The organism is Kitasatospora sp. NPDC003701 (assembly GCF_053587085.1).
Map to the genome: position 1 here is coordinate 1 of NZ_JBSFNM010000054.1, position 22,526 is coordinate 22,526.

20 protein-coding genes are annotated in these 22,526 nt (G+C 75.2%); 6 read left to right on the top strand and 14 right to left on the bottom strand.

All coding sequences use genetic code 11. The features are described from left to right. The 3 genes from ACWDRR_RS34260 to ACWDRR_RS34270 all read right to left on the bottom strand — a co-directional run. On the bottom strand, positions 1-210 hold a 210-nt coding region (locus ACWDRR_RS34260), incomplete at its 3' end, for an alkaline phosphatase family protein (RefSeq protein WP_449776159.1). 53 nt (positions 211-263) lie between these two features. After that, positions 264-1,709, bottom strand: coding sequence for an endonuclease/exonuclease/phosphatase family protein (locus tag ACWDRR_RS34265; RefSeq protein WP_449776160.1), 1,446 nt, complete (start codon positions 1,707-1,709; stop codon positions 264-266). 290 nt (positions 1,710-1,999) lie between these two features. Then, the gene (locus ACWDRR_RS34270) at positions 2,000-2,485 is read right to left on the bottom strand and encodes an SRPBCC family protein (protein WP_449776161.1); all 486 of its coding nucleotides are present in this window, start codon (positions 2,483-2,485) and stop codon (positions 2,000-2,002) included. 265 nt (positions 2,486-2,750) lie between these two features. Here ACWDRR_RS34270 and ACWDRR_RS34275 point away from each other — a divergent pair, with 265 nt between their 5' ends. The 4 genes from ACWDRR_RS34275 (at position 2,751) to ACWDRR_RS34290 (ending at position 6,072) form a co-directional block, all read left to right on the top strand. Beyond that, the gene (locus tag ACWDRR_RS34275) at positions 2,751-3,815 is read left to right on the top strand and encodes a mechanosensitive ion channel family protein (protein WP_449776162.1); all 1,065 of its coding nucleotides are present in this window, start codon (positions 2,751-2,753) and stop codon (positions 3,813-3,815) included. Positions 3,816-3,952: 137 nt separating this feature from the next. Further along, positions 3,953-4,945, top strand: a complete 993-nt coding sequence (locus ACWDRR_RS34280) for a SigB/SigF/SigG family RNA polymerase sigma factor (RefSeq protein WP_449776163.1) — start codon at positions 3,953-3,955, stop codon at positions 4,943-4,945. A 114-nt stretch (positions 4,946-5,059) separates the two neighbouring features. Further along, positions 5,060-5,452 carry an STAS domain-containing protein gene (locus tag ACWDRR_RS34285; RefSeq protein WP_449776164.1) on the top strand — a complete coding sequence of 131 codons (393 nt, stop codon included), beginning with the start codon at positions 5,060-5,062 and terminating at the stop codon, positions 5,450-5,452. Between the two features lie 143 nt (positions 5,453-5,595). Continuing rightward, positions 5,596-6,072: an ATP-binding protein gene (locus tag ACWDRR_RS34290; RefSeq protein ID WP_449776165.1), complete on the top strand. Its 477-nt coding sequence runs from the start codon at positions 5,596-5,598 to the stop codon at positions 6,070-6,072. A gap of 205 nt (positions 6,073-6,277) precedes the next feature. Here ACWDRR_RS34290 and ACWDRR_RS34295 read toward each other — a convergent pair whose 3' ends face one another. The 6 genes from ACWDRR_RS34295 to ACWDRR_RS34320 form a co-directional block, all read right to left on the bottom strand. Further along, positions 6,278-6,691 carry an SsgA family sporulation/cell division regulator gene (locus ACWDRR_RS34295; RefSeq protein WP_449776166.1) on the bottom strand — a complete coding sequence of 138 codons (414 nt, stop codon included), beginning with the start codon at positions 6,689-6,691 and terminating at the stop codon, positions 6,278-6,280. A 174-nt stretch (positions 6,692-6,865) separates the two neighbouring features. Beyond that, positions 6,866-8,194, bottom strand: coding sequence for a cryptochrome/photolyase family protein (locus tag ACWDRR_RS34300; protein ID WP_449776167.1), 1,329 nt, complete (start codon positions 8,192-8,194; stop codon positions 6,866-6,868). Positions 8,195-8,553: 359 nt separating this feature from the next. Further along, entirely contained in the window at positions 8,554-9,831 is a 1,278-nt protein-coding gene (locus ACWDRR_RS34305; protein WP_449776168.1) for a PP2C family protein-serine/threonine phosphatase, read from the bottom strand. Positions 9,832-9,955: 124 nt separating this feature from the next. Next, the gene (locus tag ACWDRR_RS34310; RefSeq protein WP_449776169.1) at positions 9,956-10,222 is read right to left on the bottom strand and encodes a metal-sensitive transcriptional regulator; all 267 of its coding nucleotides are present in this window, start codon (positions 10,220-10,222) and stop codon (positions 9,956-9,958) included. A gap of 96 nt (positions 10,223-10,318) precedes the next feature. Continuing rightward, on the bottom strand, positions 10,319-10,666 hold the full coding sequence (locus ACWDRR_RS34315) for a PRC-barrel domain-containing protein (protein ID WP_449776170.1): 348 nt from the start codon (positions 10,664-10,666) through the stop codon (positions 10,319-10,321). A gap of 442 nt (positions 10,667-11,108) precedes the next feature. Next, positions 11,109-12,887: a serine/threonine-protein kinase gene (locus ACWDRR_RS34320; protein WP_449776171.1), complete on the bottom strand. Its 1,779-nt coding sequence runs from the start codon at positions 12,885-12,887 to the stop codon at positions 11,109-11,111. A gap of 354 nt (positions 12,888-13,241) precedes the next feature. Here ACWDRR_RS34320 and ACWDRR_RS34325 point away from each other — a divergent pair, with 354 nt between their 5' ends. After that, on the top strand, positions 13,242-13,964 hold the full coding sequence (locus ACWDRR_RS34325) for a DUF4097 family beta strand repeat-containing protein (RefSeq protein WP_449776172.1): 723 nt from the start codon (positions 13,242-13,244) through the stop codon (positions 13,962-13,964). A 37-nt stretch (positions 13,965-14,001) separates the two neighbouring features. Here the strand turns inward: ACWDRR_RS34325 and ACWDRR_RS34330 are convergent, their stop codons facing one another. The 5 genes from ACWDRR_RS34330 to ACWDRR_RS34350 all read right to left on the bottom strand — a co-directional run bounded on the left by ACWDRR_RS34330 (position 14,002) and on the right by ACWDRR_RS34350 (position 20,962). After that, positions 14,002-15,021 carry an N-acetylglucosamine kinase gene (locus tag ACWDRR_RS34330; protein ID WP_449776173.1) on the bottom strand — a complete coding sequence of 340 codons (1,020 nt, stop codon included), beginning with the start codon at positions 15,019-15,021 and terminating at the stop codon, positions 14,002-14,004. A gap of 389 nt (positions 15,022-15,410) precedes the next feature. Then, on the bottom strand, positions 15,411-16,256 hold the full coding sequence (locus tag ACWDRR_RS34335; protein ID WP_449776174.1) for an SAM-dependent methyltransferase: 846 nt from the start codon (positions 16,254-16,256) through the stop codon (positions 15,411-15,413). Between the two features lie 374 nt (positions 16,257-16,630). Then, positions 16,631-17,308: a response regulator transcription factor gene (locus ACWDRR_RS34340; RefSeq protein ID WP_449776175.1), complete on the bottom strand. Its 678-nt coding sequence runs from the start codon at positions 17,306-17,308 to the stop codon at positions 16,631-16,633. After that, positions 17,305-18,531 carry a sensor histidine kinase gene (locus ACWDRR_RS34345; protein ID WP_449776176.1) on the bottom strand — a complete coding sequence of 409 codons (1,227 nt, stop codon included), beginning with the start codon at positions 18,529-18,531 and terminating at the stop codon, positions 17,305-17,307. Before ACWDRR_RS34345 ends, ACWDRR_RS34340 begins: the two co-directional genes overlap by 4 nt. A 145-nt stretch (positions 18,532-18,676) precedes the next feature. After that, a complete protein-coding gene (locus tag ACWDRR_RS34350) occupies positions 18,677-20,962 on the bottom strand; it encodes an MMPL family transporter (protein ID WP_449776177.1) in 2,286 nt (761 codons plus the stop codon). 377 nt (positions 20,963-21,339) lie between these two features. Here ACWDRR_RS34350 and ACWDRR_RS34355 point away from each other — a divergent pair, with 377 nt between their 5' ends. Continuing rightward, positions 21,340-22,464, top strand: a complete 1,125-nt coding sequence (locus ACWDRR_RS34355) for a DegT/DnrJ/EryC1/StrS family aminotransferase (RefSeq protein WP_449776178.1) — start codon at positions 21,340-21,342, stop codon at positions 22,462-22,464. Positions 22,465-22,526 lie beyond the last annotated feature (62 nt).

Consider the following 22,526-nt stretch of genomic DNA (forward strand, 5'->3'; position numbering starts at 1 on the left):
GCCCCGGACGCCGTTCAGGGCGCCGAAGTAGTGGTCGAAGCTGCGGTTCTCCTGCATCAGCACCACGACGTGCTTGACGTCGGCGATGCTGCCGGTGGGTCGGTCGGCGGCGGGAGCGGCGCTCGCGGACGCGGCCGGCAGGCCGACCACGGCGGCGGCGCCGGCGGCCGCGGTGGCGCCGACGAAGGAACGGCGGGAGAGATCGGACATGGCGAACTGGCCTCTCGGGGCGGTGGGAGGGAGCGGGGCGGGGCGGGAGGCCGTCAGAGCTGGAAGGTGGCGACCGCGGCGGCGGTGTCGGAGGGCCACTGGTTGGCGGCGACGGCGGCCGGGTCGGCACCGGTGGCGGGCCAGTCGGCCACCAGGGTGTGGGCCTCGACCAGCTTCAGCGGGCCGGCGTACAGCACGTAGTCGATCCGGTCCTGCGGCTCCGGCTTGCTGCCCCGCTGCTTGCGGACCGGCGACCAGGTGGCTCCGGGCGCCTTGACCGGGTTGCGGTTCTCCTCACGGAAGCTGTCGGTCAGTCCGGCGCCCTGGAGGGCCACCGTGACCGGCCAGTCGAGCGCGCCGACGCCGCTGTGCTGTCCGGCGGTGGCGGCCGTCCAGTCCAGGTGCGACGGCGAGGAGAGCGCCCCGGCCAGGACCACCGGGGTGCGCCCGGCGGCGTCGGCCCGGACGGCGGTGGCGAGGGCCGTGGCCTGCTGGAGGCGGACGGAGGCGTTCTCGGCGGCCGTGATCTCCGCGGCGCTCCGGCCGTCCTGGGCGGCGTACGGGCCGTAGTTCGCCTCGTCCAGGTGGGCGGCCCAGAAGCGCACGCTCCGACCACCGGGGAGCTGGAGGGTGGCCCCGGCGGCGGGCAGCGAGGCGGTGGCGGCCGTGACGGCGGTGAGCGGGTACCGGCTGAGGATGCCGACGCTGCCCGCGCTCTGGTAGGCGTACCAGCCCAGGGCGGTGGCCAGCGCCTGGGCGGCGGTGCCGGCGGTCTCCTGGAGGGCCAGCACGTCCAGGCCCTGGGTCAGCACCACGCGCAGCTGCTTCTCCAGGGCGTCGGTGAACGCGGCGCCCGCCTCGGCGAGGTTCCAGCTCGCCACCTTCAGCCGCAGCGGGCCGGCCGGGTCGGCCACCGGGATCTGCACGGTGACGGTGTCGGTGGCGCCCGCGCTGTCCTTGACGCCGACGACGACCACCTCGGGGTTCTTCGGCGCGGTGGCGGGCGCGGTACCGGTGAGCGTGCCGTCGGAGCCGACGGAGGCCCAGGCCGGGCCGCTGATCTTGCGGAAGGCGGCGGTGCCCGCCGGGTTGCCGGCCGGCCGGGACCAGAGGCCGCCGAGCTTGACCGAGACGGCGCTGCCGGGCGCCACGGCCGCGGTGGTCAGCGCGTCGACGGCGCTGTGCGGGCGGACCACGGCGGGCTTGGGGCGGAAGGTGAAGGGCGCGGACTGCGCCAGGACGCCGTAGCCGTCCTTGGCGAGCAGGTACGCGGTGTACGGCCCGCCGGTGAGCGCCGAGGTGTCGAGCTGCACGTCACCGGCGGCGGCCGGGGTGTACTTCCAGACCAGCGAACTGCCGGTGCCGGGCTTCCTGCTGCCGTCGTAGATGCCGACCCAGTTCTTGGCGTCGGGGGCGTCGGTGCTCCAGTGGAAGGTGAGCCTGTCGCCTTCGACCGGGTTGGCGGATGAGCTGAGCGTCAGGGCGCTGCCTGCGGCCACGGTGGTCCTGTCCGCCGCGCTCGGGAGGCCGGTCCGCCGGGGGGAGCGGCCGGGTCCGTCCGCGGCTGGTCACGGAGGTTGGGATGAGGGATGCCGACAGTTGGCTGTACAACTGCGGGCGGCCCCCATTCATCCCAAGGTCGGCGACCGTGACGTGAACGACGCATGACGCGATGTCGGGCGCTGCGGGAACTCCGGCCCGGGTCGGCCCGCCGGAGCGGGTCGGACCGGCGGGCGGACGGTCCGGACGGCGGGTGGTGCGGCGGTGCGACGGTCCGGACGGCGGGCGGTCAGGCCGCCCGGGGACTGCCCGGAACAGTGCCCGACGCAGCGCCCGGAGGACCACTCGGGGGGCCGCCGTGGGTCGCTTCGACGAACTCCTTGAAGTCGTGCAGGTCGTCGATGACCTGACGGTCGAGGAAGCCGAGGGCCTCCCCGATCCGCTCCAGCAGGCCCTGCGGCTCGACGTCCAGCTGGAGCATGATCCGGGTGGTGTCCTCACCGAGGCGGTGGAAGGTCACCACGCCCGCCTGCCGGACCTCGCCGGCCACCGCCGCCCAGGCCAGCCGCTCGTCCGGCACCACCTCGGTCGTCCTGGCGTCGAACTCGCGGTGCGCCCCGGCCACGCCGACCACCCAGTGGGTCAGCTCCCGGCCGCGCCGCTCGATGCTGACCACGCCGCGCATGAAGAGCGGGAAGTCCTCGACCTTCCGCCACTGTTCGTACGCCACCGCGAGCGGCACGTCGACCAGGACCGACTCCTCGATCTGTGTCATCACGTTCCCCTTCTCCGCCGAGCTGCCGACCGCCGGGCCGGCGGCCGGTCGCCGGGGCGCCTGCCCCGGCCGCGCCCGGGTATGCCCCGCTCCGGACGAAACGTCAGGACACCACCCGTCCGGCCCCGGCCGCGGGAGGACGCCGGGGACCGGACGGGTGTGGACGGCGGCCCCGGGCGGGTGTGGACGGCGGGCCCGGCGGGCAGACGGAGCCCCGACCCGCGGACCGCCCCCGCGGGAACCGCCCGAAGAAGGGATCCGCACCGTGGGGTGGAGCCTCGTCCGCCTGATCGTCGTCGCCGCGTCGGCCGCCGTCGCCGCGTACGCCCTGAACCTGCTCTCGGAAGCCGTCGCACGGTTCCTCGCCGCGCGCGGGCGCACCGGTGCCACACCGTCCCTGCTGCGCGGCTGCCGGCCACCGCTGCTGGCGGCCACCGCGTGCGGGCTGATGCTCGCCGGGGAGCCGTGGGCCCGCGCCGCCCCGGCCGTGCACGGCGCCGTCCGGCACCTGCTGGTGCTCGCGACCATCGCCGCCTGCGCCTGGCTGGCCGCCCGACTGATCGCCCTGCTGACGAGCGGCGCGATGCAGCTGGCCGGCCGGCGCCGCGACCCGGCGTGGGCGGGCCGGGCCCGGACCCAGGCCGGCCTGCTCGGCCGGATCTGCCAGGCCGCCGTCGCCGTGGTCGCGCTGGGGGCGATGCTGATGACGTTCCCCGCGGTCCGGGGGCTGGGGACCAGCCTGCTCGCCTCCGCCGGACTGGTCGGCGTGGTCGCCGGGATCGCGGCGCAGAGCACCCTCGCCAACCTGTTCGCGGGCATCCAGATGGCCTTCGGCGACCTGATCCGGATCGGCGACGTCGTGGTGGTCGCCGGCGAGTGGGGGACGGTCGAGGAGATCACGCTCACCTCGGTGGTGATCGCCACCTGGGACCAGCGGCGGCTGGTCATGCCGATGTCCTACTTTGCGGGCCGCCCGTTCGAGAACTGGTCGCGCCGCACCAGCAAGATCACCGGAACGGCGCTGTTCCACCTGGACCACCGCACACCGATACCCGAGCTCCGGGCGGAGTTCGAGGCGTTCCTGGCCAAGAGTTCGCTGTGGGACGGCGAGGGCAGCGCCCTCCAGGTGGTCGACACCACACCGACCACCATCGTGGTGCGCGCCCTGATGACCGCGCCCGACGCCGACGCCGCGTTCGAGCTGCGCTGCCAGGTCCGCGAACACCTCGTCGGCTACCTGTCCGAGGCCCACCCGCACGCCCTGCCCCGGGTGCCGGTCGCCCCCGCCGCGGAACGGGACGAATCTCACATGCGGGGCCCGACCGGGTAGGCCTCGGCCGTGCGGGACTTGGCCACCCGAAAGCCGTCACGCCTTCTTCACGTAATCACCACACACTCGAGGGGCATCGGCCCGGCGATCCCGGGTACAGGGGGACGAACCGTCGCGGAACCGATGAAAGGACCGACATGGCTCCGTCCAGTGATGCTCTCCTCGCCCCGGCGTACCCCTCCCTCCGGGGCCAGGCCCGGCCGAGCGCCGTACGGCCGGGAGCGACGCCCGCCGCCCCCGGAAGGCCCGGCCTGCCCGGTCTGCCCGGTCTGCCCGGGACCGCGGAGAGCACCGGGACCGCAGTGGGTACCGAGAGCACCGAGAGCACCGACATTCCCGAGATCGCCGAGCCCAGCGAGGTCTCTCCGGCCGACGCGCGCGAACTGACCCGGACCCTGCTGGCCCGCCTCGCGGAACTGGAGGAGGGCACCCGGGAGTACTCCTACGTCCGGGCCACCCTGATCGAGCTGAACATCTCCCTGGTCCGCTACGCCGCCCGGCGCTTCAACTCCAGCCGCGAACCGCAGGAGGACCTCGTCCAGGCGGGCGTCGTCGGCCTGATCAAGGCGATCGACCGCTTCGACCCCCGGCACGGTGTGGAGTTCACCACCTTCGCCGTGCCGACCGTGCTCGGGGAGATCCGCCGCCACTTCCGCGACACCACCTGGGCCGTCCACGTGCCGCGCCGGCTCCAGGAGCTCCGGCTGACCCTGGCCAGGGCGCAGGAGCAGCTCACCCAGCGGCTCGACCGGGCCCCGACCGTCGCCGAGCTGGCCGCGCACCTGTCGCTGACCCCCGAGGAGGTGACCGAGGGGCTCGCCGCGGCCAACGGCCACACCGTGGGCTCGCTCGACCTGGGCGCCGACTCCTCGGAGGACGACTCCAGGGGCGCCCTGGTCGACCGGCTCGGCCGGGAGGACGGCCGGCTGGAGAAGGTCGAGAGCCTCGTCTCGCTGAAGCCCCTGATCGCCGCCCTCCCCGAGCGCGACCGGCTGATCCTGTCGATGCGGTTCACCGAGGAGCTCACGCAGTCCGAGATCGGCGCCCGGCTGGGCGTCTCCCAGATGCACGTCTCCCGGCTGCTGAGCCGGATCCTGGGCCGGCTCCGCGCCGGCCTGGACCAGGACTGACCGAGCGCCCCCGACGGCCGGGGCGTCAGCCCTTCTGCGGGGTGTGCGCCTTGGCCTCGGGCTTTCCCCCGCGTATGGTCGAAGGGCACTCTCTGGAGGGGAAAGACAACCACGATGCCAGTCGAGGACGAGCAGTACCGGATCGCGGCGGCCGCGAGCACCATGCCGCACGCGCTGACCGTGGACATACGGCGGGCCGACGCCGGGGCAGCGGTCTGCGCGGTGGCGGGTGATCTCGACATCGACAGCCTCTCCCCCGCCGAGAAGGCGCTGACCTCGCTGGTCGACCAGCGCACCCCCCTGGTCGTGGTCGACCTGGAGGGTGTCGGGTTCTGCGACTCCTCAGGGCTGAACCTGTTGCTGAAGACCCGCCTGGCCGCCTCGGCCGCGGGCGTCGACTTCCGCCTCGCGGCGGTCGCCGCGCCGGTCGCCCGGGTGCTGGAGCTGACCGGAGCCGGCGCGGTGTTCTCCATCCACGACTCGGTCGGCGCGGCACTCGTCCGTTGAGCTCGACGGTGCGCTCCGGCCCGCTCTGCCCGCCCGCGACCACGGGCGGGCAGTCGAACAACCGTCACAGGAATAACCCGGCGCTGCCCGGGAATCCGATCGGACGATGTGCCACAGCAACCGCACGAAGGGGTGAACCGCATATGACGAGGGGCCGGGGCACCCTGGACGACAACCGGTCCGGCGCGACGCTGCCGGAGGCCGGCCAACGCCGACGGCTGCGGCTGGCCGGCCTGCCCAAGCCGGTCGCCCGCTCCCGCGCCTTCACCCAGCAGGCGCTCGTCGACTGGGCGTGGCTGACCCCGGAGAGCGGCGCGGACCCGGACGTGGCCGACGACGTCGTGCTGCTCGTCGCGGAGCTGGTGGCCAACGCGATGATGCACGGCGGCGGCCCGCTCGAACTCGTCCTGGACGCGTCCGCGGACCGGCTCCGGGTCGAGGTGAGCGACGGAGAGTCCGTGCTCCCCGAGCCCCGCCTGCCGCACCTGCCCGGCCTGCCCGGCGGCCACGGCCTGTTCATCATCCAGCGGGCCGCCGATCGCTGGGGCGCCGAGCGGCACGAGCAGGGCAAGGCGGTCTGGGTGGAGATCGACGTCAGCCGGCTCGCCCCCGGGCGCTGAACGGCTCACCGGACCTCACCGAACGCGACCACCACGGCCCGGGCGGTCTCTCCGCCCGGGCCGTGGTGTCGGCGGTGTCGGCGCCGCGGTGGTCATTCGGGGGTGGGCCAGGGCCCTGCCGCCCGACGGCGGGGGCCGGTGGCGGGCCCTCGTGGTGAGGTCGCCACCGTCGCCCCGCGGCTGGTCCCGCGCTCTGCTGCCGCGCTCAGCCGGCCTCGTCCACCAGACCGGCCACCGTGTCGGGCCAGCGGAGCAACTGGTGCTCCGTCCCGGGGGCGACCACCTCGTACGTCCGGCGGAGGAACTGCACGAGGTCCCGGGCGGCCAGCACCAGGACGGCGCAGCCTTCGTCCCCGTGGAACTCGACGGCGATCACCCCGGGCGCCCAGGGCCGGACACGCAGGTCCCCCAGCCCGGACGGCTTGCGCAGCCCGCCGCCGAACAGCTCGCGGGCCGCCGTCCAGGACAGTGAAGTATCGAGTCCGAGCGAGGCATTGGCCCCGAAACCGAGCGACAGCGCGAACGGGTCGGCCGGGTCGTAGCGCAGCCCCATCAGCACCGGCCGGGGATCCGGCCCGACGAGACAGGCCTCGATGACGTCCTCGACGATCTGGGGCACCGTACGTCCCCCCTTCTCTTGGCGGCAGTGGTGCCCGCCCGGCTACCCCCATCCGCGGGGACCATGCGTGGCCGGACCGTTCGAACACCCCGGACAGCCGGACTTGACGCCCGGTCAGGTTCGTCCGGTCAGGTTCGTCCGGTCGCACGTGACGCCCCACCGGGCGCCACCGGTTCAGTCGAGGCCCCGGGCGTGGCGGAGCCGGACGGAGATCGCGTCGGGGTCGACGATCGGCGCCGGGTAGCCGGCCGGCGGACGGTCCAGCCGCCAGGGGCGGTGCGCGGAGCGGCCGGAGAGACCGGCCAACTCGGGTACCCAGCGCCGGACATAGGCGCCGTCCGGGTCGAGCCGGTCCGCCTGGGCGAGCGGGTTGAGCACCCGGTTGGGCCGGGTGTCCGTGCCGGTCCCGGCCACCCACTGCCAGTTGAGCTGGTTGTTGGCCACATCACCGTCGACCAGCAGGCGCAGGAAGTGGCGGGCGCCCGTCCGCCAGTCCTTGTAGAGGGTCTTGGTCAGGAACGAGGCCGTCACCAGCCGGGCCCGGTTGTGCATCCAGCCCTCGTGGGCGAGTTGGCGCATGCCCGCGTCCACCAGCGGAAAGCCGGTCCGGCCCTGGCGCCAGGCCTCCGACTCCGCGTCGTCGGGCAGCCAGTCATCCCCCTTGGACCGGTAGTCGCGGTGGGCCGCCTCCGGGCGGGCGGCCAGCACCTGGTGGTGGAAGTCCCGCCAGGCCAGTTGCCGGACGAACGCCTCCGCGCCGCTGCCGCCCCGCCGTTCGGCGGACGCCACCAGTTCGGCGGCGGAGACGCAGCCGAAGTGCAGGTAGGGCGAGAGGCGCGACGTACCGTCGGCGGCGAGGTCGTCGTGCAGGGCTTCGTACTGTTCCAGGGCGTAGCCCTGCCAGAGCTTGCGGCCGGGACCCTCGCCACCGGGCGGCAGGCCCGGCGAGTCCGGGGTGACGGCGGGGACGGGCTCGCTCGCGACGCCCTCGGGTGTGCGCAGCACCCGGGGAGCGCGGTGCACCGTCCGGCGCGGGGCCTGCTGCCAGGCGCGGAAGTACGGGGTGAAGACGGCGTAGTGGTCCTTGCCGGCCGGGGCGACGGCGCCGGGGACGGCCACGGTCAGCACGGCGTCGTGGACGCGCAGGCGGGGACCGAGGAGGTCGCGCAGGGCCTGCTCGCGGCGGTGGGCGAAGGCGCTCACGCCGGCGGCGACGTGGACCGAGACGGCGCCCACCTCGGCGGCCAGCCGGGCGGTCTCGGTGGCGGCCGCGCCCCGGCGGAGCACCAGCCGGCCGCCGAGGGGGCGCAGCGCGGCATCGAGGTCGGTGAGGCAGTCGGCGAGGAAGGCCGTCCGGTTGGGCACGGCGAAGCCGGCGGCGGCGACGTCCGGGTCGAGGACGAAGAGCGGCACGACCTCGTCGGCGGCCTCGGCGGCGGCGCGGAGCACGGGGTTGTCGTGCAGGCGGAGGTCCTGGGTGAGCAGGGCGATGGAGACGGTCATGAGTGGTGGCCCGGTGGTCGTGGTGGTGGGTCTGGACGGGGTTCGGCGGGTCTGGATCGGTCGGGCGGGTCGGTGGGTCGGAGGTCGGTGGGTCGGAGGTCGGCGGGTCGGCGGGTCGGCGGGTCGGCGGATCCGTGGTCGGCGGGTCGGCCGGCCCCGGCGGGACAGGCGAGCCTCCCACTCCGGCGCTCCGCGCGGGGGCACGGCGCGCCGGGGCGGGGCCTCGCGGCCGGCCGGAGTCGGGGGCTCCTCCGGCCGGACCACGGGGTCTTCGGAGCCGGCGGGCCTTCGGATGGGCCGCTGCCCCGGGGCGGCCCCGGAGGGCGAGCCGGACCGCCCGTCAGCGGTCGGGCTGCCCGTCAGCGGTCGGGGTGCCATTCCACCAGGACGATCGTGGCATCGTCGGAGAGCCGGTGCTCCTGGCGCTCCAGCAGCGCGTGGACCAGCCGTCGGAGCGCCTCCGGGGCGGCCTCCCCGGCCGCCGTGGCGCGGAGGACCATGTCCGTCAGCCGCTCCTCGCCGAACAGCTCACCGGTGACGGAACGCGCCTCGGTGACACCGTCGGTGTGGATGAGCACGCGGTCCCCCGGTTCCAGCCGGACCTCGTGGACGGTGCCGGGCGTCCGCACGTGGCCGGCGAGCCCGAGCGGGGGTTCGGCGGTCCGTTCGAGCGCGGCCGGCACCACGTGCTGACGGCGGATCAGCAGGGGTGCCGGGTGGCCGCGGTTCACCCACGTCAGCCGACCGTCGGAGGTGTCGAGCTCGGCGAAGACGCCCGTGAGCAGCCGCTCCGGGAACCACCGGTCCAACTCCCGGTCGATCACGGAGGAGATGTCCGCGAGCCCGCCGCCGGCCCGGCGGACGGTCCGGCAGGCGGCGATCGCCAGCGCCGACGACCCGCCCGAGGCGAGGTCGTGACCCATCGCGTCGACGACGGTGACCCGCAGCCGGTCCCCGCTGAAGCTGTGGTCGAACGCGTCCCCGCCGATCTCGTAGGCGGGCTCCAGCACCGCGGTCGACGTCACGTGCCGGGTACCGACCGTGCGCGGCGGCAGGAACGCCCAAGCCAGCTCGGCCTGGAGGGTCATCGGAACGACGCGCACGGTGTCGACCAGGTCGTCCGCGAAGGGCAGCCTGGCCACCACGATCAGGCCGGCCAGCGAGGCGAGCGCCTGACAGTGACCGATGTCGACGCTCCCGCCCGGGGGCGCCTCGACGCGGAGCACCCCGATCCGCTCGGCGCCGTCGAGCATCGGCAGCCACAGCACCCGGCCGGACCGGCCGTCGGCCGGCGCGGACTGCACCGCGCCCGTGCGGTACGCGCGGCCCGCCGGGCTCCCCTCCAACGGGAGCGCCCCGCTCGTCGGCCTGCCAGCGTCCGAGGAGCCGCCGTGCCGGTGCGGACCGGGGTGGGTCGGCTCCTCGGCGGGCGATGGCTCGGCGGGCGGTGGCTCGGCGGGCGCTGGCTCCAGCGGCGCGAGTCGTACCTGCCGCACATCGGCCAGCAGGACCACCGCGTCGGTGAGCCCCATCGCGCGGGCCGCGTCCCGGACGGCTGTCGCGAGCTCGCCGGGGCCGATCCGGTGGGAGGCCTCCAGCAGGCCTGCCAGCGCCCGGCCGAAACCGATGTCGTCCATGGCCGCCGCCTTCCGCCGAGACCATTCTGCCGCCGACGGTGGTCGGTGTCCGGTCGGGCCGACGCCGTTCGGCGCCAGGCCCTCGGCCCTCGGCGCTCGGCCGCCTGGTGTCAGGCGTCAGGCGTCAGGCGAGGGCCAGGAAGAGCTTCTCCAGCTCCGCCTCGCTCATCGGCGGCGCGTCCCCGTCGGCGACGGCCATGCACTGGCGCATGCCGCTGGCCACGATCTTGAACCCGGCCCGGTCCAGGGCCCGCGAGACGGCCGCCAACTGGGTGACGACGTCCTTGCAGTCCCGGCCCGCCTCGATCATCGCGATCACACCGGCCAGCTGCCCCTGCGCCCGGCGGAGCCGGTTCAGGACGGCACCGACCGCTTCCTCGTCCACCTGCATCCCAGGGCCGCCTTCCGCTGTCGCGACGAGCTTCCAGCGTACCCCGTGGGGTATGGCAGCCGACGGGCCCGACCGGCCGGCGGCGGGGCCGGATCCTCAGCGCCTGGCGAGTCGGCGTTCGCCGCCGGCACCGGGGGCGTAGGCGAGTTCGTAGTGCGCGAAGACCGCCGACTCGTCCTCGGCGGGCAGGACGTCGTCCGTCCCGATCGAGGGGGCCTGCTTGACCACGCCCTTGGCGAACGCGACCCGCACGTACCCGGGCCCGACCACGGCGCCGTCGAGCGGGACGAACACCAGCCGTCGCCGGGACGGCAGGCCGACCGTCACGGTGGCGAAGAACGGCTGGTCACTGGCCGTCTCGACGTACACCGACTCCAGTGTGCCGATCCGGTGGTCCTTCTCGTCGACCACGGCGTGGCCGCGCCACTCCCTGATGTCAGCCATTCCGATCACGACAGCCTCCCGTTGTCGCCGGTCCCGTCGTCGGACGCCCGGGATCTCCATCCTGCGCCGGGACGCGCCGGGGCGCCCGGCGAGGACGGCGAGGACGGCGAGGACGGCGGCGGCCGACCGGCCCGCGGAGGAGTACGCGGGTACGCGGCGACCGGGCACGCCGGTGACCGTCAGGCTCGCGTACCGGCAGGCCCGCACGGCCGGCAGCCGATCACTGCCGAGCCCGCCCCCGGTCCGCCCGGATCGCCAAGGTCCACACGGCGAGGAAGGCGGCGACCGACCGGCCCAAGGCGAGGTACGCGGGTGCCCGGCGACCGGGCGCTCCCGTGACCGTCCCGCCCACCTGCCGCTGCGGGACAGCCCCCAGCCGGTCACCCCGGTACCCCGCACCCGACGCCGTCAGGCTCGCCTACCGGCAGGCCCGGGCGCCCGGTCACTGCTGAGCCGGGCCCTGGTCCGTCCGGATCGCCAGGGTGCGCCAGCCGTGGGTGATCTCGTCGCGGAGCGCGCCCGCGTCGGGCTCGGTGCCGCCCGGGCCGTGCCGCGTGGTCAGCAGCTCCAGCAGTGCGCCGCCGTCGCCGGGCCGGGCCTGCGGGTCCGCGGTCAGCGCGCGGCCGACCACGGCCGCGAGGCCCGGGTCGAGCCCCGCGAGGGCCGCCAGGGCCGTCGGCTCCGGGCCGGTGTCGACGATCCGGCGGATCACGGCCCCCGTACTGGCAGCCGCGAACGGGCTCCCCCCGTGCGCCGCGCACACCACGCAGCACGCCCAGGCCCAGACGTCCGCCGCCGGGCCGACCGGCCCGTCGCCGAACTGCTCGGGCGCCATGTAGGTCAGCGTCCCCGGGCCGCCACCGGTGCGGGTCAGCCGGGTGCCGTCGACGATCGCCGCGATGCCGAAGTCGAGCAGCCGCGGACCGGCCGTCGTCAGCATGATGTTGGCCGGCTTGAGGTCCCGGTGCACCAGCCCCAGCCGGTGCACCCCGCGCAGGGCCAGGGCCAGCGCGAGCGCCAGCGCCCGCAGCGCCTCGGGCGAACGGATCGGCCCCTGCTCGCGCAGGTGGACGTCGAGCGGGCGGCCGTCCAGCAACTCCATGGCCAGGTAGGGGCGCCCGGAGTCGACGCCGGCGTCGAGCACCCGGGCGGTGTAGGCGCCGGACACCATCGCCAGCACCTCCGCCTCGCGCTCGAAGCGCCGCAACAGCTCGGCTTCGCCGAGGAGTTCGGGGTTGATCGTCTTCAGCGCGACCTGGGTGGCCGAGCCCTCGCGGCGGGCCAGGTAGACCGTGCCCATGCCACCGGACCCGATCCGGCCGAGCAACTGGTACCCACCGATCGTCCGCGGCTCGTACGGGTACAGCTCCTGGTGAGCGATGTGCCCGACCGGTGGGGTGTGGCCGGCGGGGGCGACGCGCCCGAGCGGCGGAGTGTGGCCGGCGGGGGCGACGCGCCCGAGCGGTACGGCCGGCGGGACCTGCGGCGCCGGTGGGGCCGACATGGACCAGGGCGCGTCGACCGGGGCGGCCGGCATCGGCACGAAGGGCGCGGGCCGACCGACGGGCGGAGCGACGGGCGGAGCCTCGGGCGCGAGGTGTCCCCCGGCGCCGACACCGACGTCCCGGGGGCGACGGCTGGTCACGACCGCGATGATCTGGAACATCAGCGCGCCTTCGACGACTCCGATCGGCAGCACCAGCGCGCCGACCACCACGCGCAGGACGAACCCGACGATCAGCCGGACGGTACTGCCGGGGGACGTCCCGGCCCCCGGGGGCATGGCGATGGTCAGCAGGTTGCGCTGCGTCAGGAGCCAGAGGAACACCCAGCCGAGCAGGGTGGCAACCGCCGGGATGAGGAAGACCGGCTCCGCCATGACGTAGTGGACATCGAAGAACCGGGCTGGGGTCAGCGGGCTCTCCGAAACGATCGACGGCATCATGTACCGGAAGTTGTTGCCGGCGACCGTCGAGCCCAGCAGGACCACCAGACCGACCGCGCCCAGCAGGACGAACGCCTGCTCACCGACCGCCGCCGCCGTCAGCCCCGCCGGCACCGCCGGCCGACCGGCCGGGCCCCCGAGGCGAGCGGCCGCGCGGTAGCGGGTGGCCTGCTGAGCGCGTATCAGGAGCGGGAGTGACACCACCCGCAGAACCAGCGTCACGCCGCCCAGGATCAGGATGATCAGGCCCAGCGGAGTCTCCGTGTAGCTCTCCATGAACGCCCCCCGTTGTGCCGTTCGTCGGTCAAGCAGACCGAGTATAGGCCGCGTTGCGATCACTTCGACCGGGCTGCGCGAACGGTACGGGCCGCGCGGACGGCCGCGACGGGAACGGCCGCCGCCCCGCGTCCCGCCGCCGGGGAGTCCGGACCGCCGGTGCCCTCGCCGCGGCGGACGGCCCGGGCCCCGGGCCGGCGGGGGTGTACTGCGCACCAGGTCCACCGGGTGGCCTGCACCCGGCCGGGACGGGTGACAGCCCCATGGTTCGCGCCCTCTCCACCCGGTTACGGTCGACGGGCCGGCTGCGCGAAGCAGCCGGCGGCAGCGAACGGACAAGCAGGGGGCAGCAGGATGCGTCAGCGGCACCGCACGGTCGGGGCTCTCGTGATCGCCGGGATCGGCGTCGGTGTGCTCGGCGCCTGCGCACCGGGGGAGCACTTCACGGACGACTCCGTCCGGTCGGAGCGGATCACCGCCGTGCGGCTGGACAGCAGCGCCGGCAGCGTCGTCGTGCGGGGTACGGAGGGCGCCACCCGGGTGTCCGTGCACCGATCGGTGGACTACGAGGCCGACCGGCCCGGGGAGACCGCCCGGGTGGAGGGCGGTGTGCTGGTCCTCGGCGGCTGCGGCCGAGGCTGCTCGGTGAGCTACACCGTGGAGGTACCGGCCGGCCTCCCGATCGACGGGAGGACCACCGACGGGTCCGTCCGGCTCTCCCGGGTGGGCGCGGTGAACGTGTCCACGGAGTCGGGAAGCGTCACGCTGGACGACGTCGCCGGGCCGACCGAGGTGCGGACCACCGACGGCTCGATCAGCGGCAGGGGACTGAACGGCGACCGCATCCGGGCGCAGACCGGCAACGGGCGGATCGAGCTCTCACCGGCCGAGGCCCAGGACGTCACGGCCAAGACGTCGAACGGCGCCATCACCCTCACCGTGCCGCCCGCGAGCTACCGGGTGTCGGCCAGTACCGACAACGGCCGCAAGGACATCGGCGTCGCCGCCGACGCGGACGGCCGCTTCCGGCTCGATCTGAGCACCTCCAACGGCGCGATCACCGTTCGGACCGGCTGAGGCCCGAACGCGTTGTCGGGCCGGGCTCGGGCCGGGCTCAGGCCGGCATGGTGCGCACATCGAGCAGTGGCGGATCCAGCGGCCAGGGCAGCGCCGTGCCGGCCGTACCGGCCGCGCCGGCCGCCAGTCGCAGCGCGCCGAGCAGCGGCGGACCGTCGGGGCGGTGCGGGCGGGCCGCCGGGAGACGGTCGTCCAGGGCTGCCAGCGCCGCCTCACGCAGGCGGGCCAGGGTGAACAGGCCGCCGGTCAGCGCGACCTGCGGCGCCGACAGGGCGGCGGACCGCGCGGCGGCCGCCGCCGCGTCGGCGATCTCCTCCCCCGCCCGCCGCACGATCGCGCTCGCGACCGGGCAGCCGCCGTCCGCCGCACCCACCACATCGGGCGCGAAGGCGGCGAGCAGGGCGGCGCGGTCGGGGCGCGGCTGCAGGGCTGCGGGCAGGCCGGTGACCGGGCCGTAGCGGTGCTCGGCCGCTGCCAGCAGCGCGGTCGAGCCACCGGTCCGGCCGTCAAAGGCACGCAGCGCCGCCTCCAGACCGGCCCGGCCGATCCAGCCGCCGCTTCCGCAGTCGCCGAGCAACTGGCCCCACCCGTCGGCCCGGTACCAGCCCGTGTCCGGGTGGAGGCCGATCGCGACCAGGCCCGTCCCGCCGGCCACGGCCACGCCCGGCCGCCTTCCGAGGGCACCCACGTGGGCGGTGACGGCGTCGCCGGCCAGCACCAGCCGGTCCGCGCCGGTCGCCCGGGCCAGCGGGGCGGGGAGTGCGGCGGCGAGGTGCCGGCCGAGCAGTGCCATGCCGGTCGCCCCGACGGCCACCGCCCCGATCCGCGCACCGGGCGGCAGGCCTGCGACCAGCGCGTCCAGGGCGGGGAGCAGGCGCGTCAGCAGTGCCTCGGCGTCGTGCCCGCCCTCGGTGATCCGGGCCGGTGCCGCGAGTTCGCGGATCCGCGCGCCGGAGAGGTCGGCGGGCCACCCGCCGGGGGCGAGGGCGAGCCGGATTCCGCTGCCGCCGACATCGATCCCGACCACCCGGTCGTCGGTGGGCCCGGTCCGGTCCACGGTGCTCCCTCGCTCGACGGTGCGCCGCCGCCGTCAGGAGCTCGGTGCGAGCGAACTCGGCCTCCCGACGGTGCCACCCCCTGCTGCGTCCGCATTCTGCCACTGCCACGCCCGAAGGCGGCGGCTTGCGAGGCGGGCGAGATCGTCGAACCGTGCGGGTGGAACGGCGGGAGGACCCGTCGGACCTGACCGGGGAGCGTGTGATCGTCGTGCGCGAGCAGTCGTTCGGGCGCCACGTCGTCGTCCGGGACGGTGGGCGCGGGCCCGGAACCCGCCGCCGCCCGCTCCCCGGTCGGGGCTCGGACGGCGGCCTCGCAGCGACGGGTCGTCCGGGCGGCGGCGGTTGGCTCAGGCTCGCCACGGGTCGTCCGGGCGCGGCGGCGCGCGGCTCAGCCGCGCTTGACGGCCACGCCTCCGTACATCGCGATGTCCTGGTCGCGCACCGGTGCCGCGTCCGCGTCCGGCCGCCAGTGGTGCACGAGGGTCACGCCCGGGTCGAGGAGGTCGAAGCCGTCGAAGAAGGCGAGCGTCTCCTTCTTGTCCCGGATCTGCAGGGGGATGCCGCGCGCGTTGTACTCGCGGCCGACGCCGCCCACGCCCACCGGGTCGGTGTCCCCCGTGAAGACGGTCAGGGCCAGGAAGCTCCCCGGGGCCAGCTGGTCCATGAACCGCCGCACGATGCCCTGCGGATCGTCCTGGTCGAGGACGAAGTGCACGATCGCGATCAGGGAGAGCGCCACCGGCTGCGTCAGGTCCAGCACCTCGCGCAGTTGCGGGGCACCCATGATCGAGTCGACGTCGCGGAAGTCGGCGTCGATGTAGGAGGTCCGGCCCTCCTCGGTGCTCGACATCAGGGCACGGGCGTGGGTCAGCACGATCGGGTCGTTGTCGACGTAGGCGACGCGCGCCTCCGGTGCGATGCCCTGCGCGATCTCGTGCACGTTGGGCGAGGTCGGGATCCCGGTGCCGATGTCCAGGAACTGGCGGACCTTGTGCTCCTCGGCGAGGTGGCGGACCACGCGCTGCATGAAGGTGCGGGTGGTGCGCATCGAGATCGGCAGGGCCGGCCACGCCTTGACGGAGGCGTGGGCCGCGGTCCGGTCGGCCTCGAAGTTGGTCTTGCCGCCGATGAGGTAGTCGTACACCCGGGCCGAGTGCGGGACGTCCATCCGCAGGTCCACCCCCGGCCAGCGCTCCCCCTGCCGGTTCCCTGACATCCACCCCATGCCTGACATCCTCGCCCCTCCCGCTCCCCGTTCACCTGGGGAAGCAGCTCCGGCCGCCCCGGTGGCGGGCCATGGTGCGCATGGTAACGGTGCAGGCGGAACAGCGCGGTTGCCGGGGTCCGGCGAGCGGTCCGCCGAGGTCGGGGCCAACGCCCGGCGGTCGCAGCCCCGGTGGCACCCCGTCAGCCTGCGGCGGACGCCCCGGCCGCGGCGAGGGGCCGGGCTGGGGTCGGGCTGGGGTCTGGCTGGGGCGGCCAGGGGCCCAGGTCGGGGCCGGGCGTTTGCCCGGACGGGGCGTGGACGGTGCCCGGGCGGGACCCGGACGGTGCCCGGTCGACGGGCGGGCGGTTGCCCGGGGCGGGGCGCCCGACGGACCGGCCCGCTCAGCGCGGCGGGCGGGCCGCCGGGACCAGCCCGGACTGGTAGGCGATGGCCACCAGTTGGGCCCGGTCGCGGGCGTCGAGCTTGGACATCGCACGATGGACGTGAGTCCGCACGGTGAAGGGGCTGACGTACATCCGCTCGGCGATCTCCTCGTTGGTCAGGCCGGTGGCGGCCATCGCCATCACCTCACGCTCCCGGGCGGTGAGCGCCGACAGCCGCTCGGGGTCGCCCGCACCGGCGGGCCCGGGCTGGGCGAGGAACTGGTCGATCACCGCGCGGGTGGCCGCGGGCGAGAGCAGGGCGTCCCCGGCGGCCACCGTGCGCAGGGCGGCGAGCAGTTCCTTCGGGTCGGCGCCCTTGCCCAGGAAGCCGCCGGCGCCCGCGCGCAGGGCCTGGGCGACGTACTCGTCGATCTCGAAGGTGGTGAGGATCAGCACCCGGGTGCCGGTGAGCTCCTCGTCAGCGCAGATCGCGGCCGTCGCGGAGAGGCCGTCCACGCCGGGCATCCGGATGTCCATCAGGACGACGTCGGGGCGGGTGGCGCGGGCGAGCTCCACCGCCTCGCGGCCGTCGGCGGCCTCCCCCACCACCTCCATGTCCTCGGCCGCGTCGATGAGCACCCGGAAGGCGCCGCGCAGCAGCGCCTGGTCGTCGGCGAGCAGTACGCGAATGGTCATGCGTGGTCCTTGTCGTCTCGGGCGGCGGTGCGCAGGGGGAGTTCGGCGGAGACCAGGAAGCCGCCGTCCGGCCGGCGGTCGGCCCGGAGCCGGCCGCCCACGGCGCCGGCGCGCTCGCGCATGCCGATCAGCCCGTAGCCGGCGGCGCCGGCCACCGCCGGGGCGAGGCGGGGCCCGCTCGGCACGGGCCCGTTCCTGGCGGGTGTGGCGTTCGCGACGGTGAGTGCGACCCGGCTGCCGGAGTACGCGAGGGTGACCTCGGCGCCGGCGCCCCGGGCGTGCTTGGCCACATTGGTCAGGGACTCCTGGACGATCCGGTAGGCCGTCAGGTCGACGCCCGGGGAGAGCGGGCGCGGCTCGCCCTCGACGGCGAGGCGGACCGCCAGGCCGGCGCGTTCGAAGGAGTTGATCAGGTCGGTCAGTTGCCCCAGCCCGGGGGCGGGCTCCAGCGGCGCCTCGGGGTCGTCGGCACGGCGCAGCAGGCCGACGGTGGCCTTGAGCTCCTGGAGCGCGGAGCCGGTGGCGTCGGTGAGGTGGCTGAGCATCTCGCGGGCCTCGGCCGGGTGGGTGTCCATCAGGTGCACGGCGATGCCCGCCTGGGCGTTGGCCAGCGCGATGTGGTGGGCGACGACGTCGTGCAGGTCGCGGGCGATCCGGATCCGCTCGTCGGCGACCCTGCGGCGGGCCTCCTCCTCCCGGGTGCGCTCGGCCCGTTCGGCGCGCTCCTCGATCGCGGCCAGGTGGGCACGCCGGTTGCGGATCGAGTCGCCGACGGCGCCGGGCAGCACGACCCAGGTCGCGACGCCGATCTTCTCGGCCAGCGGCGCGTCGGAGTCGACGACCAGGGCGGTGGCGGTGAGCGCGACCGCCGAGACGGCCGTGGCGACGCGGGCGGTGAGCCGGTCGGTCCGCACGGCGAGGAAGTAGAGCGCGGCCAGCAGCGGCAGGATCAGGGCCGGACTCGGCTTGATCGCGGTCAGCTCGATCAGGACCCCGCTGCCGAGCGTCACCGCGGCCACCGTGCGCGGGTAGCGCCGGTGGGCGAAGAGCGCGGCACTGGAGAGGGCCGCCAGAGCCAGCGGCAGCGGTTGGGGGTGGCCGTAGTGGCCCGTCCCGTCGACGGTGGTGCCGGCGGCGGTCAGGAGGAAGAGGGTGAGCCCGGACACCGCGTCCAGCAGGCGGGGGTGGTGGCGGGCGTGGCGCCGCAGCCAGGTGTCGGTCATCTCGTGCTCTCTGGATCCGGGGGCGGTGGCGGCGCCCCCGGGCGGGCTCCTGCCGACTGCGGTCACCCGCCCCCACCGGACGGCGGGGGCGGGCTGGTCGGGGCCGCCGGCGCGGACGACGGCGGCCCCGACCAGGACGAACGAATCAGACGCCCACGAAGTGCCTGGCCGGCTCGGGCTCCGGCGTGCGGGCCTGTAGCCGGGTGCCCTCGACGTCGACGTCGGGCAGGATCCGGTCCAGCGGGCGCGGCAGCCACCACGCCCGGCGGCCGAGCAGCGCCAGGGCGGCCGGGATGATGGCCATCCGGACCACGAAGGCGTCGAAGGCCACGGCCGCGGCGAGGCCGAGCCCCATCATCTTGACCATCGGCTCGGCCATCCCGATGAAGCCCGCGAAGACGCTGATCATGATCAACGCGGCGGCCGTGACGACCCGGGCATTGTGCCGGAACCCGGTGACGACGGCCTCGCCCGGCTCCTCCCCGTGGACGTAGGCCTCGCGTATCCGGGTGACCAGGAAGACCTCGTAGTCCATGGCCAGGCCGAAGACCACCCCGATCATGAAGATCGGCATGAAGCTCATCACCGGGCCGGTCTGCTCCACGCCGATCAGATCGGCGAGCCAGCCCCACTGGAAGACCGCGACGACGGCGCCGAGGGCGGCGGCCACCGAGAGCAGGAACCCGAGTGCCGCCTTGAGCGGGACGAGGACGGAGCGGAACACCACCAGCAGCAGGACGACCGCCAGGCCGACGACGACGGCGAGGTAGGGCACCAGCGCGTCACTGAGCTTCTGCGAGACGTCGATGTTCATCGCCGTGGCGCCGCTCACCAGGACGGTCGCGCCGGTCGCGGACTTCAGGCCCGGCGAGCGGTCGCGGATGGTGTGGACGAGCTCCACCGTCTCGGCGGCGCTCGGTCCGGTGGACGGCACCGCGTTGATCATCGCCGTGTCGCCGGCCTTGTTGAACACCGGCGGCGACACCGACACCACACCCGGCAGGCCGGCCACCTCCTGGCCGACCCGCTCGGCGGCGGCCTTCGGGTCGGCGGCGCCCTTGGCGTCCACCAGGACGGTCAGCGGGCCGTTGAAGCCGGGGCCGAAGCCCTCGGAGAGGTGGTCGTAGGCACGCCGCTGGGTGGTGGAGGTCGGCTTGGACTCCTCGCCCGGCAGACCGAGCCGCAGGTCGAGGGCGGGCAGGGCGAGGATGCCCAGGCCGATGACGCCGCTCAGCAGCACCGCCACCGGGCGGCGCAGCACCAGGCGGGCCCAGCGGGTGCCGCCGTTGGCCGGCTGCTCCCCGGCGGGGACGACGGCCAGGACCGGGGGGACCCCGGCGCCGGGCGCGCCGTCGGCGACGGCCGGGCCGGCCGGTGCCCGGCGGGAGCGGACCCGGCGGGCGGCGGTGCGCCGGGCGCGGCGCGGCAGCACCCGCCCGCCGAGGAATCCGAGCAGGGCCGGGACCAGGGTGAGGGCGACCAGGACCGCGATCACGACCGTGCCGGCGGCGGCCATGCCCATCTTGGCGAGCATCGGGATGCCGACCACGGAGAGCCCGGCCAGCGCGATCACGACGGTGAGCCCGGCGAAGACCACCGCGGAGCCGGCCGTGCCGACGGCCCGGCCGGCGGCCTCCCGGGGCTCGTGCCCCTCCAGGAGCTCGGCCCGGTAGCGGGACACGATGAAGACGGCGTAGTCGATCCCGACCGCGAGGCCGAGCATCATCGCGAGCGTGCTGGTCGTGGTGGAGAGGCCGAGGGTGCTGCCGAGGGCGGTGATGGCGGCGATGCCGAGGCCGACGCCGACCAGCGCGGTCAGCAGGGGCAGCCCGGCGGCGGCCAGCGATCCGAAGGTGATCACCAGGACGACGGCGGAGATCGCCATGCCGATGGCCTCCGCCGTGCCGCCGGCCTCCGCTCCGCCCATGAGGGCGGAGCCGCCGATCTCGACCGTGAGACCGGCGTCCCGCCCGTGCTGCGCCGCCTGTTGGAGGGCGTCGGTGGCGGCCGTGGTCAACGAGCCGGGCTTGGCGTCGTAGCTGACCGTCGCGTAGGCCGTCGAGCCGTCCTTGGAGACGGCGCCCGCCTGGAACGGGCTGACCGCGCCGGTGACCTGCTCGCCGTGGGCGATCTCGGCGACCGTCCGCTCCACGGCCTGCTGGTTGGTACCGGCGGTGATCTTCTGCCCGGACGGTGCGACGAAGACCAGGCGGGCCGAGGCGCCCTCGGCGGTGCTGCCGGGGAAGCGCTCGTCCATCAGGTCGAAGGCCCGCTGCGCTTCCGTGCCCGGCATCGCGAAGCCGTCGTCGGGTGCCGCCGGTGCCTTGGCGGCCAGGACTCCGGCGGTCGCCAGCAGGGCGACCCAGAGCAGGGTCATCAAGCGGCGCCGGAGGAAGGCCCATCGGCCCAGGCGGTACAGGAATGTGGCCACGGAAGAGCAGACTCCTTCGGATGACGTTCACAGGTGCGGGCCCGGGCACCGGGCCGCCTCACGGCCCGGGTCGCCCGGAGCATGGCCATCCTCGATCGGCGGGGACCTCCGCGTCGTCATCGCTGCGCAGGCCGTTCACGTAGTCCGTGCGCAGTAGCGCGCTCCCCCGAACGGAGTAGCTGTCCTGCGCCGTGCGGAGCAGCTGTCGGGCCGTCCCGGGAGGGTCACCGCCCACGCGGTCACCCGTGCGGGCGGTGACGACGGGCCGGGAGCGGTCCGGCGAAGTAGCGTGATGTGCCTGGCCCGACCGTTTTGTCCGGTCCGGCCGTCCTTGACCGTTTCGATGATCTGTTCATCCCGCTGCCGGAGGTGGCCTCATGGGCGTTCCAGCCGCTCGCATCGTGTTCGACGAGACCGACCGCACGGCCGTCGCGGACGCGGTGACGGAGATCCTCGCCACCGGCGCGCTGACCCTCGGCCCGTGGACGGAGCGGTTCGAGCAGGCCTTCGCGGCCGAGCACGGCGCCTCGCACGCCGTCGCCGTCGCCAGCGGCACGGCGGCGCTGGAGATCGTCCTGCGCACCGTGGACGTCCGCGACCGCGACGTGGTCGTCCCGGCGGTCACCTTCTACGCGACCGCCGCCGCCATCGTGCACGCCGGCGGCCGCCCGGTGATCGCCGACGTGGACCCGGCGACGTTCGCGCTCTCCCCCGAGACGCTGGAGGCGGCCCTCACCCCGGACACCGCCGCCGTGGTGCTGGTGCACATCGGCGGCCTGATCACCCCCGAGGTGGACGACCTTCGGGCGGTCTGCGACCGCCGGGGCATCCCGCTGATCGAGGACGCCGCCCACGCGCACGGCAGCAGCTACGGCGGGCGCGCGGCCGGGTCCTTCGGCCTGGCCGGCGCCTTCTCGTTCTACCCGACCAAGGTCACCACCAGCGGCGAGGGCGGCATGATCCTCACCGAGTCGCCCGAGCTGCGCGACGAGGCGCGGATCCACCGGGACCAGGGCAAGGGGTCGTTCACCACCAACCACCACGTGCGGTTCGGCGCCTCCTGGCGGCTGAGCGAGCTGAACGCCGCCGTCGGCGCGGTCCACCTGCGCCGGCTCAAGGAGTTCGTGGAGACCAGGCGCCAGGTGGCGCAGCGGTACGACACGGCGCTCGCCGGGCTCGACGGCCTCCGGCCGACGGTCGAGCCGGTCGGTTGCCGCAGCAACTACTACAAGTACGTCGCCCTGCTGCCGGCCGGCGTCGACCGCGCGGTGTTCAAGCGGACGGTGGCCGAGGAGTACGGGGTGCGGCTCTCCGGTGAGGTGTACGACCTGCCGCTGCACCTCCAGCCGGTGCTGGCCCCCTACCGGCGCGGGCCGCTGCCGGTCGCCGAGGACCTCTGCGCGCGGCAGATCTGCCTGCCGGTGCACTCCGACATGACCGAGGACGAGACCGAGCAGGTGATCGAGGCGGTCTCGGCCGTCCACCACCGGCTCGCGGGATGACCGGGACGGCCGGGACCACCGGCAGGACCAGCAGGACCAGGACCGGCAGGACCAGGACCACC